The sequence below is a fragment of the uncultured Sulfitobacter sp. genome (assembly GCF_947497275.1).
Lineage (GTDB): Bacteria > Pseudomonadota > Alphaproteobacteria > Rhodobacterales > Rhodobacteraceae > Sulfitobacter.
In genome coordinates this window covers 498,574-516,389 of record NZ_CANMFS010000002.1, presented here as the reverse complement: position 1 = coordinate 516,389, position 17,816 = coordinate 498,574, and the positions used below count along the sequence as shown (strand labels likewise).

At 58.8% G+C, this 17,816-nt stretch carries 16 protein-coding genes; 13 read left to right on the top strand and 3 right to left on the bottom strand.

Annotated elements, in window-relative coordinates:
• The first annotated feature begins 66 nt into the window (after positions 1–66).
• From Q1A06_RS06425 to Q1A06_RS06410, 4 genes are read left to right on the top strand one after another with little or no spacing between them, the layout of a single operon-like run.
• A complete protein-coding gene (locus tag Q1A06_RS06425) occupies positions 67–309 on the top strand; it encodes a hypothetical protein (protein WP_299560280.1) in 243 nt (80 codons plus the stop codon).
• Positions 309–1,778: a TolC family protein gene (locus tag Q1A06_RS06420; RefSeq protein ID WP_299560278.1), complete on the top strand. Its 1,470-nt coding sequence runs from the start codon at positions 309–311 to the stop codon at positions 1,776–1,778. Before Q1A06_RS06425 ends, Q1A06_RS06420 begins: the two co-directional genes overlap by 1 nt.
• Before the next feature lie 14 nt (positions 1,779–1,792).
• The gene (locus tag Q1A06_RS06415) at positions 1,793–3,151 is read left to right on the top strand and encodes a copper oxidase (protein ID WP_299560275.1); all 1,359 of its coding nucleotides are present in this window, start codon (positions 1,793–1,795) and stop codon (positions 3,149–3,151) included.
• Between the two features lie 44 nt (positions 3,152–3,195).
• Complete coding sequence (locus Q1A06_RS06410; protein ID WP_299560272.1) at positions 3,196–3,999, top strand: copper-binding protein; 804 nt, start codon at positions 3,196–3,198, stop codon at positions 3,997–3,999.
• Between the two features lie 423 nt (positions 4,000–4,422).
• Here the strand turns inward: Q1A06_RS06410 and Q1A06_RS06405 are convergent, their stop codons facing one another.
• Positions 4,423–6,858 carry an FAD-dependent oxidoreductase gene (locus Q1A06_RS06405; protein ID WP_299560267.1) on the bottom strand — a complete coding sequence of 812 codons (2,436 nt, stop codon included), beginning with the start codon at positions 6,856–6,858 and terminating at the stop codon, positions 4,423–4,425.
• Between the two features lie 102 nt (positions 6,859–6,960).
• Between Q1A06_RS06405 and Q1A06_RS06400 the strand changes: the two genes are divergently transcribed.
• The 9 genes from Q1A06_RS06400 (at position 6,961) to Q1A06_RS06360 (ending at position 15,628) form a co-directional block, all read left to right on the top strand.
• A complete protein-coding gene (locus Q1A06_RS06400) occupies positions 6,961–7,887 on the top strand; it encodes a LysR family transcriptional regulator (protein ID WP_299560264.1) in 927 nt (308 codons plus the stop codon).
• Between the two features lie 569 nt (positions 7,888–8,456).
• Positions 8,457–8,621: a hemin uptake protein HemP gene (locus Q1A06_RS06395; protein ID WP_299560260.1), complete on the top strand. Its 165-nt coding sequence runs from the start codon at positions 8,457–8,459 to the stop codon at positions 8,619–8,621.
• Positions 8,618–9,097 (top strand): hypothetical protein, encoded by a 480-nt coding sequence (locus Q1A06_RS06390; protein WP_299560257.1) that lies wholly within the window; start codon positions 8,618–8,620, stop codon positions 9,095–9,097. Before Q1A06_RS06395 ends, Q1A06_RS06390 begins: the two co-directional genes overlap by 4 nt.
• Before the next feature lie 11 nt (positions 9,098–9,108).
• The gene (locus tag Q1A06_RS06385; RefSeq protein ID WP_299560254.1) at positions 9,109–10,371 is read left to right on the top strand and encodes an imelysin family protein; all 1,263 of its coding nucleotides are present in this window, start codon (positions 9,109–9,111) and stop codon (positions 10,369–10,371) included.
• 59 nt (positions 10,372–10,430) lie between these two features.
• Complete coding sequence (locus tag Q1A06_RS06380) at positions 10,431–11,438, top strand: hypothetical protein (RefSeq protein ID WP_299560251.1); 1,008 nt, start codon at positions 10,431–10,433, stop codon at positions 11,436–11,438.
• 118 nt (positions 11,439–11,556) lie between these two features.
• Entirely contained in the window at positions 11,557–11,865 is a 309-nt protein-coding gene (locus tag Q1A06_RS06375; RefSeq protein WP_299560248.1) for a hypothetical protein, read from the top strand.
• A 190-nt stretch (positions 11,866–12,055) separates the two neighbouring features.
• Positions 12,056–13,531, top strand: coding sequence for a di-heme oxidoredictase family protein (locus Q1A06_RS06370; protein WP_299560245.1), 1,476 nt, complete (start codon positions 12,056–12,058; stop codon positions 13,529–13,531).
• Positions 13,528–14,544 carry an imelysin family protein gene (locus Q1A06_RS06365; RefSeq protein WP_299560242.1) on the top strand — a complete coding sequence of 339 codons (1,017 nt, stop codon included), beginning with the start codon at positions 13,528–13,530 and terminating at the stop codon, positions 14,542–14,544. The genes Q1A06_RS06370 and Q1A06_RS06365 overlap by 4 nt, the downstream gene beginning before the upstream one ends.
• 34 nt (positions 14,545–14,578) lie before the next feature.
• Positions 14,579–15,628, top strand: a complete 1,050-nt coding sequence (locus tag Q1A06_RS06360; RefSeq protein WP_299560239.1) for a DUF1513 domain-containing protein — start codon at positions 14,579–14,581, stop codon at positions 15,626–15,628.
• A 265-nt stretch (positions 15,629–15,893) separates the two neighbouring features.
• Here Q1A06_RS06360 and Q1A06_RS06355 read toward each other — a convergent pair whose 3' ends face one another.
• Together Q1A06_RS06355 and Q1A06_RS06350 are read right to left on the bottom strand one after the other, a co-directional pair.
• Positions 15,894–16,508: a 5-formyltetrahydrofolate cyclo-ligase gene (locus Q1A06_RS06355; protein WP_299560236.1), complete on the bottom strand. Its 615-nt coding sequence runs from the start codon at positions 16,506–16,508 to the stop codon at positions 15,894–15,896.
• Between the two features lie 71 nt (positions 16,509–16,579).
• Entirely contained in the window at positions 16,580–17,731 is a 1,152-nt protein-coding gene (locus tag Q1A06_RS06350) for an HPP family protein (protein ID WP_299560582.1), read from the bottom strand.
• Between the last annotated feature and the right edge of the window lie 85 nt (positions 17,732–17,816).

The window sequence follows — 17,816 nt, the reverse complement described above, 5'->3', positions numbered from 1 at the left end:
TTGGCGGAGCCTTCGTTTCGCGTGCATCCGCACGCGGTTCCGAATTTTGTCAGTCAGGCACTACCCATGAAAATTGAATTCCTTCTGGGGGCTGTTGCCCTCACGCTCGGCGCATGCGCGCAAGAGCTCAGGCCACTGCCCTATACCGAAACGCCTTTGCCGCCCGTGGCGGCGCAACGCGCCGTTGCCGATCCGGCTGTTGTCTCACCTGCAGGGTACGCGGACCCGCTTGCCGGATATACCTATCGCGGCCCGACCGGCCCACGCGATTGGCGCACCGTCAACGAAGAACAGTCGGAGGCAAATTGATGCGCATTTCAAAACTGCCGCTGCTGATAAGCGTTCCGCTGTTTCTTGGCGCATGCGCCGTGGCGGTTCCCGGTGCCTATACCGACCCGAAAGCGGGTTTTGCCAACGTGGCGGGCCAGATTACGCCGGCGATTGGTAAACGAACCGTCTTTGCCGAAACCCAGGCCGAAAACGACGCCTTGAGAAAACAGGTTCATGCGATGGTGCATCGCAAGACGATTTCCGCAGACACAGCCGTTCAGGTGGCCTTGCTCAATAACAAAGGGCTGCAGGCATCTTATGCAAATGTAGGCTTGTCCGCAGCCGAGGCATGGCAGCAGTCCACGCCCGAAAACCCGGTCATCTCGATCGGGATCCTGGGGATCGGTGCGCCCGAGTTGGGCGCCTACCGCGCTATCGAAGGGCTGATCCGTGCCAATATCCTCGATGCGACGACGCGCAGGCAGCGCCGCGCGATCGCTGATGCGGGCTTTCGCCAGGCCCAGCTGAGCGCCGTGAACGAAACACTCGTACTGGCCAACCAGACCCGTCGGGCATGGATCGCAGCCGTGGCCGCATTCGAGACAGTCGGGTACCTCAAACGCGCCAAGGTTACGTCGGACGCCGGGTCTGAACTTGCACAAAAGCTGGGGGAGACGGGCGCGCTGAACACGGCAGGTCAGGCGCGCGAGCAGGCATTCAATGCGGAATTGGCGGGACAACTGGCAAAGGCGCGTCTGGCTGCGGCGCAAGCGAAGGAGGGGCTGACCCGGTTGATGGGCCTGTGGGGCAGCTCGGTTGACTATTATGTGCCGGATGCGCTGTCTGCTTTGCCGAAATCAGTCGGCGCTATTGCGAATGTAGAAGCAAAGGCGCTGCGCAACCGGGTTGATTTGCGGGTGGCGAAGCTGGGTCTCGAAGCTCAGGCGGCAGCATTCGGTCTGACGGATCAAACCCGCATCGTCAGCGATCTCGAGATCGTGGGCGGCGCCGAATTCGAACGTGAGGCGCAGGACGATGGCGATACCGAAAATGTCCTGACGCCGCAGGTAGAGGTGGAGTTCGCCATTCCCATCTACGACACCGGCAAGGCGCGGCTGCGCAAGGCCGAACTGATGTATCTGCAGGCAGCGAATGTGCTTGCGCAAACGGCCGTGAACGTCCGCTCCGAGGCACGCGGCGCAGAAGCGTCCTATCGCGCGTCCTACAAGATCGCCCGGCACTACCGGGACGTTCTGGTGCCTCTGCGCCGGACGGTCGAGGAGGAAGCTTTGCTTTCCTACAACGGCATGATCACCAACACATTCGAGCTTCTGACAGATACGCGTGAGAGATTGGCGGCCTCGCTGGAAGCGGCGAACGCAAAAAGCGACTTCTACAGGGCACAGGCCGATCTGACGGCTGCCATCTATGGCGGCGGTACAGGCGGCGGCGCTGGCGGTGGTGCGGAAGCCACCTCAGTAGCCACTGGCGGCGGCGCACCTCATTGAAAAGGAATGATGAAATGTTGAACAGACGTCAATTACTCGGAGCAGGTGCCGCCGGTGCGACGCTTGTCTCGTCCCAAGCATGGGGCAGCACCCTGAACAGGGGCCTGCCCGAAGCCGCCCAGATGGACAGTGCGGCAACCGCGATCACCCCGCGGCCGTCGTCGGGCGTGGACTACACGCCAGTCGTGACCCTGAACGGTTGGACCCTGCCGTACCGGATGAACAACGGGGTGAAGGAATTCCACCTCGTCGCCGAGCCTGTGGAGCGTGAACTCGCCGACGGCATGATCGCCCATCTGTGGGGATATAACGGCCAATCCACGGGTCCCACGATCGAGGCCGTCGAGGGTGACCGCGTGCGGATCTATGTCACCAACAAACTGCCGGAAAACACCTCGGTGCATTGGCACGGCCTTATCCTGCCTTCCGGCATGGACGGTGTGGTGGGGCTCAGCCATCCCGGCATCAAGCCGGGCAAGACCTTTGTCTATGAATTCGACCTGACGAAATCCGGCACCTTCATGTACCATCCGCATGCGGACGAAATGGTCCAGATGGCCATGGGGATGATGGGCATGTTCGTGGTCCACCCCAAGGACCCCACCTTCATGCCGGTAGACCGTGATTTTCTGATCATGCTCAACGCTTTCGACATCGACCCCGGCACCTATGTGCCGCGCATCATGACGATGACGGACTTCAACCTCTGGACGTGGAACAGCCGGATATTTCCGGACATCGACCCGCTGGTCGTCAATCGAGGCGACAGGGTGCGCGTGCGTGTGGGCAACCTAACCATGACGAACCATCCGATCCACATGCACGGGTATGATTTCAAAGTCACCTGCACCGATGGCGGCTGGGTGCCGGAAAGCGCGCAGCGGCCCGAAGTGAGCATCGACATTCCCGTGGGTGCGATGCGGGCCTATGAATTCACGGCCGATCACTTGGGCGACTGGGCCATCCATTGCCATAAATCGCACCATACGATGAATGCGATGGGCCACGATGTGCCGACCTTCATCGGTGTGGACAAAAAACAGGTCACGCGGAAAATCCGCACTTTCCAGCCCGACTATATGCCGATGGGCACCGCCGGCATGGGTGACATGGGCAAGATGGTGATGGAGTTGCCGAACAATACCATTCCGATGATGAACGGCTGGGGCCCGCACGGCCCCATCGAGATGGGCGGCATGTTCTCGGTTGTGAAGGTACGCGAAGGGATCGGTGCGGACGATTACGAAGATCCCGGCTGGTATGAAAATCCGCCCGGTGAACAGGCCTACGAATGGACGGGCGAATTGCCGGAATTCACGTCCAACACCAGCCCGAAAACCATACTCACTCCTAAACAGAGCCAAAAAGGCTGAAGCGGCCTTTCACGATACGCAAACTCGAAATCAAAGGAAACACGATGAAAAACCTGATGCTGACAACTGCGATAGTCTTTACCTTTACACTGCCCGGATATGCGGCTGGCACGCACGGTGGCGGCCACGGCGCAAACAACCATGATCAGGCGGAGATGCACGGGGGCGCCGGGCACGGTGATCACCATGCGGAAATGATGGTCGGAATGCCCGGAGACGCCGCGAAGGTGGACCGCACGATCAAAGTCACGATGATCGAAAACGGCGACGGCGAGATGTTGTTCGAAGGGGATAAGATGATCTTCGAGCAAGGCGAAACCATTCGCTTTGTGATCGAGAACAAGGGCGCGTTGGAGCATGAGTTCGTTCTGGACACGGTAGAGGGCAACGCGGAGCACAAGACTGAAATGGCGAAGATGGACATGGAGCACGATGATCCCAACAGTATCCGCCTTGACGCCGGCGCCACGGGAGAGGTGATCTGGACCTTTGCCAACGACGGTGCATTCGAAGCTGCCTGCCTCATTCCCGGACACTACGAATCCGGCATGCACCGCGCGGTTGCGGTGGGTGAACGGGCAATGATGGAGGACATGAAAATGGCATCCGCAGAAGGCAAGGCGGCACCGGCAGAAGTGGCCTATACCAAGGGCAAAGTCACAAAGTTAGATGCGAAAGGGGGCAAGGTCACGATTGATCACGGTCCTTTGCTGAACCTCGACATGCCCGCCATGAAAATGGTGTTTCGCGCGGATGAGGCGATGATGTCCAAACTTTCCGAAGGACAGGAGATCGAATTCGTCGCCGAGCCGGTCAAGGGCAAGCTGACCGTCACACAGCTCAGGTGATACCTACGGGAGGCGGTGCATCGACATCGCCTCCTTTCTTCCGCCAAGGCAACCCCGGATTTGTCGCCGGGGGCTGGCTTTGCTGTCGGGTGCCGTACTACCGGCAAGACGGCGGGCCACCGACTTGGTCCGGACAATAACGCGACATCCGCCCGCCCGCTATCGCGTGGTAAGCAATCAGGTTGAACAGGCCAGACGGAACGCCGTTCAACCCGGTATCAAAAAACCCACAGGCGCAGGCGACATTTTCAAGCCGACACGGCGACCAATACTGGAGGCCGAAAGGGCAGGGGAGACATCCGATCACTCTGTTTCGACACGGTTTGCTATTTCATGCGCGATCGGTCCACAGTTTCGCGAACGCTCACCCGGCTCGGGGTCGCCTCTTTGCATGTGTCCCCGAAGCCGTTTCGCGCAGATGGATCAACTTCGCATCCGTTCGAAACCGGGGTCATAGGGCGCGGCATCGATGACCTGTGCGGCGATACGGACCCCGCAAAGATCCAGTGTCATTGCCGTTCCGGGATGCGCGGACTCTGGTGCGACGAAAGCGTAGGCGAGGTTCATGCCAACGCGGTGCCCGTACTCTCCGGACGTGACCGTACCGACGACTTTTTCGTCCTGCATCAGCGACGCGCCAGGATGGGCCGGTGCATGTGGCGCATCTATTTTCAAAGTGACCAACCGGGCTGTTGGCCCGTGTGCCTGCCTGTCGCGCAGCGCGGCTTTGCCGACGAACTCCCCCTTGGCCATCTTTACAAAGCGCGTAAGGCCCGTCTCGAACGGATCGAATTCAGTGATCAAATCCGCCTTCCAATGCAAAAAACCCATCTCCATACGCATGGATTCGACCGCCCGCGCTCCGAAAAGCCTGAGCCCGTAGGCATCGCCTGCGGCGCGCAGCGCAAGATAGGCCGCATAGAGCGCGGCATTTGGAACGTGGATTTCATAGGCCAGTTCGCCAGAGAAACTGACACCCAATACTGTCGCTGGTGCAAAACCGATACAGCATTCGCGCACCGACAACCACGGAAACGCCGTCGCGGACCAATCCCCGCGCGCGCAGGCGGACAGAACCTTACGCGCGTTCGGTCCCGCCAGAACCAGAATGGTCTGGTCGTTGGTCAGGCTGCGCAGGCTGACGTCTTCGTCCGGCCTGATATGCGCGGCGAGCCAATCCATGTCGTGGTATTCCGATGCTGCGGCCGAGCCATACCAGACCCGTTCGGGGCCGCGGTCCGTGGCAGGCAGGTTGGCAACCGTTGCCTCGGCCTTCACGCACCCCTGATCGTTCAGCAAGTACCCCAACCCGACCCGACCGGACCGCTTTGTCACGGTCCCGCACATCAGGCGATCGAGGAAAGCATGCCGGTCCTCGCCGGTGATCTCGATCCGGTTAAAGCCGTTGACCTCTGTGAGGCCCACATTGGTGGCGACGTTGCTCACCTCTGCCGCCACCACATCGAACGCTTCGTCGAAATTGAAACTCAGAGAGGGGTGAAAATCGGGCGAGGGCTTGATGTAGTCGACACGTTCCCATCCGTTGACCACGGTGAACGCCGCCCCTTCTGCGGCCAGAACAGGGGTAAGTGGCGTCGTCTTGGCAGGACGTCCTGCCGGACGATGCTCGTTCGGGAAATGGAACCGGAACTCGTTCTGGTAATCCTCGATTGCCTTGCGCGCGGTCAGCTCCACTGTCGCGTGGCCGGTGAACCGGCGCGGATCGATCACCCATGTGTCATAGCAGGCCTCGCCGTGCACAATCTGCTGCGCGAGCAGCCAGCCGTGACCGCCCCCTTCGCCCAGCCCGGCCCGCAGCCCGATGATGCAATATGCGTTGCGTTTGTGGGGGATCGGACCCACCAGGGGGGCACCGTCCATCGTGTAGGTGATCGGCCCGTTGACCACGCGCTTGATACCGACCTCCGCCAGGGCGGGCATCCGTTCGAACGCGCCTTCCAGGACATCCATCACACGGTCTAGATCATCGGGGCACAGATCGTTGGAAAAGGAGGGGCTGATCCCGTCCATCCCCCATGTCTTGCATTCCTGTTCATAGAACCCGACCAGCAGACCACCCTTTTCCTGACGCGCATAATAATCCGAGATCGGACAGCGCAGCAGGGGCATCCGGTGCCCGGCCTCGGCGATTCCCGGAATGTCTTCGGTGATGAAATACTGGTGCTCCATTGACGCGACCGGATGCTGAACCCCCATCATCGCGCCGATCTCGTTCACCCGGTAGCCGCCCGCGTTCACCACGACATCGCAATCAATGTCACCGTGTTCGGTGTGGACGGTCCATGTGTCATCCTTATGCTGCGTCAGGGCTGTTACCGGGGTGTTGCGGTACACCTCGGCCCCGGCTTTGCGGGCGTGAAAGGCGAGCGCCTGACACAGCTGCGCGGGATCGATGTCTCCATCCTCTGCGTCCCACAGCCCACCCAGCAGATTGTCGGTCGAGATCAGCGGATGCCGGCGGGCGCACTCCTGCGCGTCGATAATTTCGTATTCCACGCCCATACCACGCGCCATCGACGCGAAATGGCGATAGCCCTGCATCTGCGCCTCGGTATTCGCCAACCGGATACCACCGTCCCCGTGATGGTATCCTACAGGATATTCAGGATCGTCGCGTAATTTCTTGTAGAGCGCGATCGAGTGGGATTTGAGCCCCACCATGGTCTGCGTCATTCCGAAATTCGTGACCTGCGCGGCGGAGTGCCAGGTGGTGCCGGAGGTCAGTTCGTCCCGTTCGACCAGAACCACATCGGACCAGCCTTCCTGCGTCAGATGATAGAGGGTCGAGCAGCCCGCGATGCCGCCGCCGATGACGACGGCTCTGGTTCTGGATTTCATTGCTGGCTCCCTTGCTGCGGCGAAAGAAAGACTTGCAAATATCATATCCTTTGGAAAACACTTTTAAGTGAGATTATATATCTGAAATTCCGAGGTTGCGGCATGGCCCTTACCCTTCGCGCGATGCGCTACGTTCAGGCCGCGCTGCGCTACAAGAGCATCACAGGGGCCGCCGCCGCCATGAACGTCGCCCCGTCCGCCATTGCCGCGGCACTGGACCAAGCCGAGGCGACTTTCGGAATGGCGCTTGTTACCCGCGCGCGGGCAAAGGGGGTTTTTCCCACTCTTGCGGGCCGGGATGCTGGACGCCGCATCGACGATCTTCTTGAAAGATACGATGCCCTGCTAACCGGCGTGTCTGATCTGCAATCGACACTCTCGGGGAATTTGGCCATCGGTTACAACGCGCCCGTCGCGCCGGGGTTTCTCCCGGCGATTGCCGCACAGATGCGCAAGGCACATCCCGACGTCACCTTTACCCTGACCGAAGGCGATAACATCTCAGTTCAGAAGGGGCTGCTGGACGGAAAGTTCGATGTGATCATCTTTGTCGAAGAGCTGCCAAATCCGCGGATCGAAACACGCTCTCTTGTCTTTGCGCCGACCTACTGTCTTTTCCCGGCGGATCATCCGCTTGCAAGGTTGGACAGTGTGACCGTTTCGCAAATCACAGGCGAGCCATTGGTCCTGTTGGACCGTCCGGCCGCGCGGGGATACTATCTCGAAGTTCTCGAACGAGGGGGCGAGGATCTTCGTATTGTGGCAACCACAAATTCGACCGAAATGGTCCGCTCGCTCGTGGCCTCCGGGATCGGGATATCGCTATTGAACATGAAGCCGCCAGGAGTCCAGACCTACGCGGGGGGCAGTGTGCGGTGCGTGCCGATCGCAGACAGCACCAGCGGCGTGATCCTGTCGCTCGGCTTTGCTCCGGGGGCAAAACGTCGCGCGGTGCAGATGTTCATCGAAAGCTGCGCCGCATTCTTTGAAGGACCCTCAGGCTCACTTCTGGTCGTACGCGATACGTAGGATTATCAAACCGAAGATACGGTGCCCTCGCTACGCGTGCCCGAAACCAATGTCGAGACCGACATGCATTGGGGCGCCGGGAACGGACAGGTACCCAAAGCCATCCCGGCTGGACGAGGACGCGCTGAAAAAGATGCGAGGCGCAGTCGATCCTGCATAGAAAACCAGTGATTAGCCGCCCGTTGTCTGGTCTCCCAGCTCACTCTCGCAGGACAACTTTGAAATAGGGGAATCTCAGCGCGGCACGTCTGCCCCAGACGATAGGAATTTCAAGTAAATGGCCCGGCCAGTATTCCGACTAATTTAGTCAGGTTGACAATTCCGACTAAATCAATCAGATAAGAGCCCAGTCAAGCCACCCCGAGTCGATCAAGGGGAAGCCCGACATGCTTGAAATGTAAGGACTTCCATATGTTGTTTTCGCCCGAAGCGCCCCGCGAAGCTGACCGTCAACCACACCACTTCCGCAGGGACAGACTTGAGGAGTTGCTAAGCACTCCCGAGCCTCCAGAAGTTGTCTGTGTAGAGTGGATGTTGGACTATGTCCGATCAAACGATTGTGCGCGCCCATGAGCTTTCACACCCCTCCGCCCGAAAAACTGCAAGCGTCCAGCTTGCCTACATACGCCGCCAGTGATCTCACGGACGGAGGTGATCTAGCACAGATCGCACTGGGCGGTCAGATTTATACGCTTCGCATAACGCGGGCCAACAAACTGATCCTCACGAAATGAGCGCGCCTCTCAACAAAAGGGGTGCCACTCCTGTCGGGTTCATTACCGAGTTGGACAGGATAGAGGCGGCCAGTGTCATTTATCTACGCCTGTGGTCAGACGGCACAGATGCACAGGCGCAAGTGCGCAACGACTTTGTCACGGCACTCGGGCATCATCGCGGTGCGCGAGCCATTCAATCGTTCGAACAGATATGCAGCCTCTGCTCCGCCCATGGCCGCCGCCCACTGATGCGCCATTCGGTGCAGTGCAAATGCCTTGGGGCCGACGAGTCCTGCTTCGCCAATTTCATCGCAACGGCGTCTGAGGGCGCGCAGGAAGACGCGATGCTGATCGCGACTTTGCTTGTGCGCGCAGACGTGGCTCCGCTGCTTGCGTCCTGCGCCTTTGATTTCGGCCTTGCCCTCAAACGGATGCGTCTTGGGGCGCCCCGCGATTACGCCGCTGTGCGTCCCCAGTCCACAATTATTCACTGAAGGAAACCTCCATGAAACGTACCACTCTTTTGGTAACAGTCGCTGCGGCCTCTTTTGCACTACCGGCCTTTGCGGTCGAAAAGACCGACGTGCTGGCGACCTACGCCAATATCGCAGCTGCGACATACGGCGATAGCCTGATCACGGCGCAGCGTTTGCAGGCGGCAGTGAATGCATTGGTTGCCGATCCTTCAGCACAGAACCTGACCGCAGCGCGGCACGCCTGGATAGCGGCCCGCGTGCCTTATCAACAGACCGAGGTGTATCGCTTTGGAAATGCGATCGTCGATGACTGGGAAGGCAAAGTGAATGCATGGCCTTTGGATGAAGGTCTGATCGATTATGTCGATGCGTCTTATGGTGGTCCGTCCGATGAGAACGACTTTGCAGCGTTGAATGTCGTGGCCAACCCGACGTTCAGCTTATCCGGCACGAACATTGATGCCTCCGCGATCACGCCCGAATTCCTGTCCGAGACGTTGCATGAAGCAGACGGGGTGGAGGCAAATGTTGCCACGGGCTACCACGCGATCGAGTTTTTGCTTTGGGGTCAGGACCTCAACGGTCATGGCGCAGGTGCGGGAAGCCGCCCGTGGACGGATTATGCGATGGCTGCCGACTGCACCAACGGAAACTGTGACCGTCGGGGCGAATACCTGATTGCCGCGACTGACCTGCTGGTGTCCGATCTCGAATGGATGACGGCGCAATGGGCCGAAGGCGGCGCTGCGCGCACTGAGCTGACGACTGATGCGGATACAGGCCTTGCGGCGATTCTTACGGGCATGGGCTCACTGTCTTACGGCGAACAGGCAGGCGAGAGGATGCGCCTTGGTCTGATGCTCAATGATCCCGAAGAAGAGCATGACTGCTTTTCGGACAACACGCACAACAGCCACTATTACGACGGGCTTGGCATACAGAATGTTTATTTGGGAGAGTATGTCCGCGTCGACGGCACGTTGGTTTCCGGTGCGTCCCTTTCGGACATGGTAGCCGCGACAGACACAGATCTAGATGCCGAAATGCAGGACAAACTCAGCACAACGATGATGGCACTGGGACGGATCAAGAAGACGGCCGAGGCTGGCTTTGCCTATGACCAGATGCTGGAGCGCGGCAATGCCGGCGGAGAGGCTTTGATCATGGGTGGTGTGAACGGGCTGATCGACCAGACCCGGTCCATCGAGCGTATAGTGACCACACTTGGTCTGGACGGCATCGCGTTTGAAGGCTCCGACAGCCTCGATGATCCGAACGCCGTATTTCAGTAAACATCTTACCCAGCCAGTAATACGCCAGCCACATGGGTCCACCACATTCGGAACAGAACATGAAGACAACAACACTCACGACCGGACTTTTCGGTCTCGCTTTGGCTGGCGGCACCTCTCTGGCCGCGCAGGAAGCTGCATTCATATGGGAAGGCAACGTCGAAATCGGTGTGGACAGCACCGTGCGTGCCGATGATCCAGATGCCGAACTGACCGACGCATACATTTCTGCCGAGGTTGCCTTCGAGGCGGCCATCACAGATCGCATCACAGCGTTCGGTGGCCTGACGCTGGAATCAGTGACGGATGCACAGGACGACCGCGCATTCGAAGACATGGGCCTCTATGTCAGCGAGCTTGGACTACGCTTTGCTTTCGCCGAAACGCTCGTGTCCGTCGGTAAGATCAGCCCGGTCTTTGCCGCTGCATGGAATGAGGCGCCGGGGCTTTACGGCACCTCGCTGGCTGAGGACTATGAACTGAGCGAGATGATCGGTGTCAATGTCGATACACCGGTGGGCACATCGGGCGGTACCCTGTCGTTTGCTGCGTTTTATGCAGACGATACCGCGCTCAGCGACAGTATCGGTAACAAGCGCGGTCGCAACTCCGTCGGGGCAGGCGGTGTGGGAAACACAGGAAAGCTGAATAACATAGCCGTGCAATACACCCAGGAGTTTTCCGACACGACCGCATGGATCGGTGCGCGGTATCTGTCCGCAGGTGTCGGCGACAAGTCCGACGAGACAGGCATCGTCGCAGGTGCGTCGCACGATTTCGGCAACGGGTTCAACATGATCGGTGAAGTGGCGCATTTCGACGACGCGGGTGGCGCGCAAGGCAATGCGACCTATGCCACACTGGGCGGCGCGTACGCGCTGGACGATTGGACGGTTTCGGCCTCTGCAACACTGGTCGACACGCCGGAGAATACCGACAGCATGATCGCGCTGGGCATCGACCGCGCCGTGACCGAGATCATCGAAGTCAATTTCGGCGTCGCGCGGTTTGACGTAGGGGGTGAGAAATCTACCGCTGTCGGTCTTGCCGCTGTCGTTTCATTCTAAGGGGATCAGGATAATTGTCTGTCACTGCCAAGACATTTCTGATGAAGGTATCTGCTCGGCAGTCAATTGGATGCCTGCGGCATATGCCCAGACAATCATCACCCACCGGAAAACCCGAATGAATAGCGACAAGAAAGTGGTCGATAACCGCGATAATCTTCTGCGCAGCGACTTATCCGCAGTCAGCCGGCATCGGCTGCGCGACCCCTCGCATGAAGATTGCCGCCGTGGTCGTATGACCGTGAAAATCCGAGAGGAATGCGCTGACGAAATAGACAATACGAAAAAAATCATCGCACGCACCCCTTTCACTGGCCGTCATCCTTACCAGAAACAGCCTGAGCCACTGCGCACCACTCCAACACCGATAGAAACGCGGGAATGTGATCTGGCGTCCGAACCCGGTCCGCGAGATCTTCTGCGGTGATCCGCATCCACGACAAAGAAGCCGACGATTTTGACACTTAAAACACCTTTGAGGAATTGCTGACCGACGAAGAAGATCATATCGGATTTCTGGAAACCTGGTGAGGAACAATATGCACTTCTCAACGGATCAAGACTGGCTGAAGCGGAGTAGTCTCCTTGTGCTGGCGGCGGTTCTTGCAACCACTGCCATGGCGCAGGATGCTGTTCCCGCCATGGACGATCCACATCTGAAAGTGATCCCGCGCACTGCCTCTGAGGCGGCGCGGATCGCTGCGGTGACCGCACCGACAACTGATTTTACCACCGCGCAGAAATTCGAGGAAAATTCGGCCGGGGCGGCGACCGTTCGTGCGCGCAGCGATGCCGATGCTTTCTCGCAACCCTCCGGAAACATCACCTTCGAGGACGAGCTTGATTTCAAGGTCGGCAACGGGCTGTTCCGCAAGCTCTGGGTGTCCTCGCCGTCCTCCACGCTTGCCTCTGACGGTCTGGGGCCGCTCTATAATGCCCGCTCGTGCCAGCGATGCCACATCAAGGACGGTCGCGGCCATCCGCCTGAGAACGCGGACGACAATTCTATCTCGATGTTCCTGCGCGTCTCGATTCCAGGCACTGACGCTGATGCTATAGAGCAGATCGAGGGATATATCGCGACGCGCGCTGAACCGAACTACGGCACACAGTTGCAGGATTTCGCCGTACAGGGCCATCTATCGGAATACCGTCTGGGGATCGAATACGCCGATGAAGTGGTTGCCCTTGCTGACGGGACCACGGTTTCGCTCAGGCATCCCACTTACACCGCATCCGATCTTGGCTATGGTCCATTGCACCAGAACGCCATGTTAAGCCCGCGTGTCGCACCGCAGATGATCGGGTTGGGTCTGTTGGAGGCCATATCGGCCACAGATATCCTTGCGAACGCGGATCCGGATGATGCGGACTCGGACGGCATTTCTGGCCGCCCGAATATCGTATGGTCGCATGTACACGACCGCCCCATGCTTGGGCGTTTCGGTCTAAAGGCTGGCAATCCAACTATTCTGGAGCAGTCGGCCTCGGCATTCGTCGGCGACATCGGCATATCGAACCCGATCTTTCAGGCCGGCGAAGGGGATTGCACCGATCTGCAGGCGGACTGTCGGGCTGCCATTCACGGTGACGGCGACGATCGCGTCTTCGAGATTGATCAGACGGGGCTTGATCTTGTGACCTTCTATAGCCGCAATCTTGGCGTACCGGCACGGCGCAACGTCGATGCCCCGCAAGTTCTGCGGGGCAAGCAGGTCTTTTATGAAACAGGATGCACATCGTGCCACACGCCGTCCTTCGTTACCCAGCGGCTCGAAGACCGGCCCGAGCAAAGTTTTGAACTGATCTGGCCCTACACAGATATGCTATTGCACGATATGGGTCCGGCCCTGGCTGACAACCGACCCGAGGCGCGCGCAACGGGGCGCGAGTGGCGCACACCGCCGCTCTGGGGGATCGGTTTGACAACGCAGGTCAGCGGGCACAGCTATTTCCTGCACGATGGCCGGGCGCGATCTTTGTTGGAAGCGGTCTTGTGGCACGGTGGTGAAGCGGCTGCGCAACGTGATACTGTCATTGAATTGCCGATATCCGAGCGTGAAGCCCTGATCGCCTATCTGGAGAGCTTATGAGACGTCTAGTATTAAGTGCCGCATTTATTCTCGTGGCGGGTGTGTCCCATGCGCAAAGCCCGAAAGAGATCATCGCAAACGTCGTGACAGATCACGCCCTGTCGGGTTTCGACACCCTTGCCACCCAGTCCGCGAAATTTGCGCAAACGGCGCAATCCGACTGTGATCCTGTTTCTGAAGCGTTGCGCAGCAGTTATGCCGAAGCCTTTGATGCATGGCTCGCGGTAAGTCACCTGCGCTTTGGTCCGACAGAAGTGGGCGACCGTGCCTTTGCACTGGCATTCTGGCCTGACAGTCGGGGCGCTACGCCGCGTGCGCTGGCCTCGCTGATCTCCGAGCAAGACCCCGTTGCAAAAAATCCCGACACCTATGCGCAGGTCTCAATTGCCGCGCGCGGGTTCTACGCGATGGAGTTCTTGCTGTTTGACGAGACGGTGTTTTCAGGCGCTGATCCTGAATACCTTTGCACGCTTGTGCAGACGGTGGCTGCGGATATCGCCAAAAACAGCGCCGCAATAGCGCAGGACTGGCGCTCGGACTATGCAGCTGTGCTGCTCGATCCAACAGCACAGGGTCCTTACCGTACGGACGAGGAAGTCCTGCAAGAGCTGTTCAAAGCCCTGACAACAGGTCTGCAGTTTACCTCGGAAACGCGGCTGGGCCGTCCCCTTGGCACATATGACCGCCCTCGGCCGACCCGCGCTGAAGCGTGGCGTGCTGGCCGCTCGGCGCGGAATGCCGCACTGAGCCTCGATGCTCTTCGCGACCTTGCACGCCACCTGTCAGCACATGACGCAGACCTGAGCGCACGGATTGATGATCGTTTCGAAAAAGCGTTGATGCAGTTGGACGATTTGGACGATCCGGTCTTTGCAGGCGTGGCCGAGCCTCAAACCCGCCTGAAGATTGAAGTTGTGCAACAGTCCGTTGATGCGATCCGTGCAGTGGTGACTGAAGAGCTCGGCCCCACACTGGGGGTCGCTGCGGGGTTCAATTCGCTCGATGGTGATTGAGATGAAGATGCAGAAACCTGATAGGCGTGGGTTCATGGCTGGCCTGCTGGCGATTGGTGTTGTGCCGGTCCCGACATGGGCCGATGCTGGCACGCCTGCCTACCTCTCGGCGGCTGCAACCTCCGACGGCTCATATATTCTGTGCGGTCTGAGTGGCACTCTGGATATCTTGTTTCGTATTCCGCTCCCTGCACGGGGTCACGCTGCTGCCGCTCATCCAATCCGTCCCGAAGCCGTCGCTTTTGCCCGCCGGCCCGGCACCTTCGCCATCGTGATCGACTGTGTTTCGGGCAAGGAAAAAGCGCGACTGAATGCCCCGCAGGGCCGCCATTTCTATGGCCACGGTGCATTTTCCTTGCGCGGGAACTGGCTCTTTACGACCGAGAACGACTATGAGGCGGGGCGCGGTCGTGTGGGCGTCTGGGACGTTGTCGCAGGCTACAGGCGTGTGGCCGAGTTCGACAGTGGCGGTATCGGGCCGCACGATATCAAACGTCTGCCGAATTCGGAAACCCTCGTCATCGCAAACGGCGGAATTGATACCCACCCCGATACCGGCCGGACCAAGCTGAACCTTGCGACGATGCAATCGAACCTGACCTATATCGAGGATGGCACTTGCATGGAGACGGCTGTCTTGACCGCTGACCATCAGAAGAACTCCATGCGTCACTTGGCGGTGAACACGGCAGGCGATGTGGCTATCGGAATGCAGTGGCAAGGTGATGGCTCCGCGCCCGCGCTTGTGGCGTGCCATAGGCGTGGAGGCGATATTGTCCATGCCACCATTCCGGATGACATGCTGCGGGCGCTTGATGGCTACATCGGTAGCATTGCCTACGCGCAAGACGGTGCATCAATCGGTGTGACCTCACCACGGGGAAATATAGTTGATCGGTATCATGCCGACGACATGTCGCTAACTGCAAGGTCAACCATTACCGATGTATGCGGTATCGCGGCAAGTGCGAAGAGCTTTGCAATAACGACAGGCTGGGGTGCACTTGGGTTTTGCAACAACAGCCATCCATCTATGGGAAAGGCAACGGATTTGGCTTGGGATAACCACCTGATCGTCGTGTAGCGCGCCGGCCATCGGTTCGTCCTGTAACACCTACTCGACGTTTCAACTTATTCGCCTGAGTTCGATGATCCAGTTCAACGCGACCCACATGGGGGGTACGGTCGCCGTGAGCGTCCGTATCCGGCTTATTTTGTCGAAGAACTTTTGTTGATTTGAGCGCCAGTCACAGGACCACCTGCTGCGCTCCATCGACCGTTTTGTTGATTTGACCGAAATCCTCACCTACCTTGCTGAGTTCTACAGCCACACGGGGGGTCAGGCCGCTTTAACAATGACGTACCGACCCATCAGCAAGAACGACGCTGTGCATCGGAATATCCCACGGCATCGGAAATACTGTCGGCATGACACAATCGGGAAACCCGACGCCGATCACCTTCGGCAAAGGATCCAACCGCGCCAGTGTCCGGTCATAGTATCCACCACCGTTGCCGAGCCGAAAGCAGGCTTCATCCACGCCCAACAGGGGCGAAATCACCACGTCTGGCTGCGTTTCTCGGCCGTCAACCGGCACTGGTATGTTCCAGAGGCCACGCGCCATTTCACAGTCGGGTGACCAGACACGAAAGATCAAAGGCGCATTCTTTTCGACGACAACGGGTAATAGAACGGTCGCCCCGGCGCTGTGCGCACGCGCCATCCAGCCCCGCAGATCAGGTTCGCCGCGAATGGGCCAATAGACGGCGACCCGCATGTTCTCTCTCGGCGCGACAAGGGTATCAAGCGTTGCTGTCAGTTTGGCAGTCATCGCTGCGCGCTCCGGCGTTGATAATCGCCGCCGCAGTTCCATCAGGCGGGCACGCTCGGACACGCGAAAGCGGCTGACATCCTTCATGGTTTGCGGATCAACAGGTTGCCCGTCAATAAGAAGATGCGCCATGCAAGGGTCCGAACCACCGGTTTCATCATGTTCCATTCGCGATCTTCCACTGTGGTTGAATTGGTCAAATTCTACTGGACGGCTGTATTGAGACTGCTCCTAGCGAGGGCGCTGATCAAGTCCGTGCGTGTCACGATCCCTATAATACGACCATCATCCAATATTGGAACGGCATCGACGTTTCCATCCGCCATCAAGGGAAGTAGAGCGGCAACCGGCGTTAAGGGTGTTGCACAGGGGCCTTCAGAGGTCATGATGTCGATAGCATGTAGTGCCGCGCGCGTCTTCCCGACCATAAGGTGCCGCATAGCCGACTGGAACGTGCTGTGCGTTTGGTTGGCAACTTGGGCCACGCATTCGATCAGATGCAACTGAAAGATTACCCCAAGAAAACGGTCGCCTGTCCCGATCACCGGCAAACAGGTAAATCTATGGTAACGGAACATATCCGCAATTTCGGTGGCAGGCGCATCCTCGCGGATTGTGATGAGATTGCGTGACATAATGTCAGCTGCGACCATCGGGTCCGTCTTATGAGCGGCGGCCTGTATCTCAGCGGCCCCGATCAGCCGTGCCAGATCTTCTACACCCAGGTTGAACGACTGCCGATACCTATCAAGAATATCAACCAATTCCACCTCCGACAGTCCAAGACGTTCCATCGGTTCCGGGTCCGTGGTGCCATGCGAATTGGGGTCATCGAATTGCCGGAATGGATAATGCCGCCCCGTCAACCGACCGTAGGCCATCGCAACCAGGACCAGCAGAACGGTCCCGACAGCGATTGGCGTCAGCGCGAACATGAACCCCAGTTCTTCAACTGCGTCGGGGCTCAGTGCTGCGGTCATCGCCACGGCGCCGGCAGGGGGGTGCAACGCACGGCACAGGATCGTAGCGGCAACGGCAAACCCAACGGACAGGGCAATGCGCAGTAAAGGGTCCGACACCGCCAAACAGACCGCGACAGCGACGATGGCCGCAACGGTGTTGCCGACAATCGCGGACCAAGGTTGTGCCAGTGGGCTGTTGGGCACCGCAAAAAGCAAAACCGAACTCGCACCGAAGGGTGCCACGAGATACAGACCAAACCTAAGGTCAATGGAGGATGAAAGGACGAACAATCCAGCGAGCGCGAGGCCGACAAACGCGCCGATACCAGCCCGTGCAGCCTCAATCGGAGAAACTCTCGCAACCGCAGGGCCAAAAGAACCAAGTTTTGACAGAGTCGCGCCCCCCTAGAACAACGCGGCAAAGAAGGACCATCCGCGAATGCCAAAGAATACCAGTTTCGCTTGCCCGGATATTTCT

What these genes read in the sequence shown, in the direction of transcription:
- Q1A06_RS06400 (WP_299560264.1), top strand. Translation starts at nt 6,961, where the DNA reads ATGGCCCTTACCCTTCGCGCGATGCGCTACGTTCAGGCCGCGCTGCGC.
- Q1A06_RS06355 (WP_299560236.1), bottom strand. Translation starts at nt 16,508, where the DNA reads ATGGCGCATCTTCTTATTGACGGGCAACCTGTTGATCCGCAAACCATG.
- Q1A06_RS06365 (WP_299560242.1), top strand. Translation starts at nt 13,528, where the DNA reads ATGAGACGTCTAGTATTAAGTGCCGCATTTATTCTCGTGGCGGGTGTG.
- Q1A06_RS06420 (WP_299560278.1), top strand. Translation starts at nt 309, where the DNA reads ATGCGCATTTCAAAACTGCCGCTGCTGATAAGCGTTCCGCTGTTTCTT.
- Q1A06_RS06415 (WP_299560275.1), top strand. Translation starts at nt 1,793, where the DNA reads ATGTTGAACAGACGTCAATTACTCGGAGCAGGTGCCGCCGGTGCGACG.
- Q1A06_RS06375 (WP_299560248.1), top strand. Translation starts at nt 11,557, where the DNA reads ATGAATAGCGACAAGAAAGTGGTCGATAACCGCGATAATCTTCTGCGC.
- Q1A06_RS06385 (WP_299560254.1), top strand. Translation starts at nt 9,109, where the DNA reads ATGAAACGTACCACTCTTTTGGTAACAGTCGCTGCGGCCTCTTTTGCA.
- Q1A06_RS06395 (WP_299560260.1), top strand. Translation starts at nt 8,457, where the DNA reads ATGAGCTTTCACACCCCTCCGCCCGAAAAACTGCAAGCGTCCAGCTTG.
- Q1A06_RS06370 (WP_299560245.1), top strand. Translation starts at nt 12,056, where the DNA reads ATGGCGCAGGATGCTGTTCCCGCCATGGACGATCCACATCTGAAAGTG.
- Q1A06_RS06360 (WP_299560239.1), top strand. Translation starts at nt 14,579, where the DNA reads ATGGCTGGCCTGCTGGCGATTGGTGTTGTGCCGGTCCCGACATGGGCC.
- Q1A06_RS06425 (WP_299560280.1), top strand. Translation starts at nt 67, where the DNA reads ATGAAAATTGAATTCCTTCTGGGGGCTGTTGCCCTCACGCTCGGCGCA.
- Q1A06_RS06410 (WP_299560272.1), top strand. Translation starts at nt 3,196, where the DNA reads ATGAAAAACCTGATGCTGACAACTGCGATAGTCTTTACCTTTACACTG.
- Q1A06_RS06390 (WP_299560257.1), top strand. Translation starts at nt 8,618, where the DNA reads ATGAGCGCGCCTCTCAACAAAAGGGGTGCCACTCCTGTCGGGTTCATT.
- Q1A06_RS06405 (WP_299560267.1), bottom strand. Translation starts at nt 6,858, where the DNA reads ATGAAATCCAGAACCAGAGCCGTCGTCATCGGCGGCGGCATCGCGGGC.
- Q1A06_RS06380 (WP_299560251.1), top strand. Translation starts at nt 10,431, where the DNA reads ATGAAGACAACAACACTCACGACCGGACTTTTCGGTCTCGCTTTGGCT.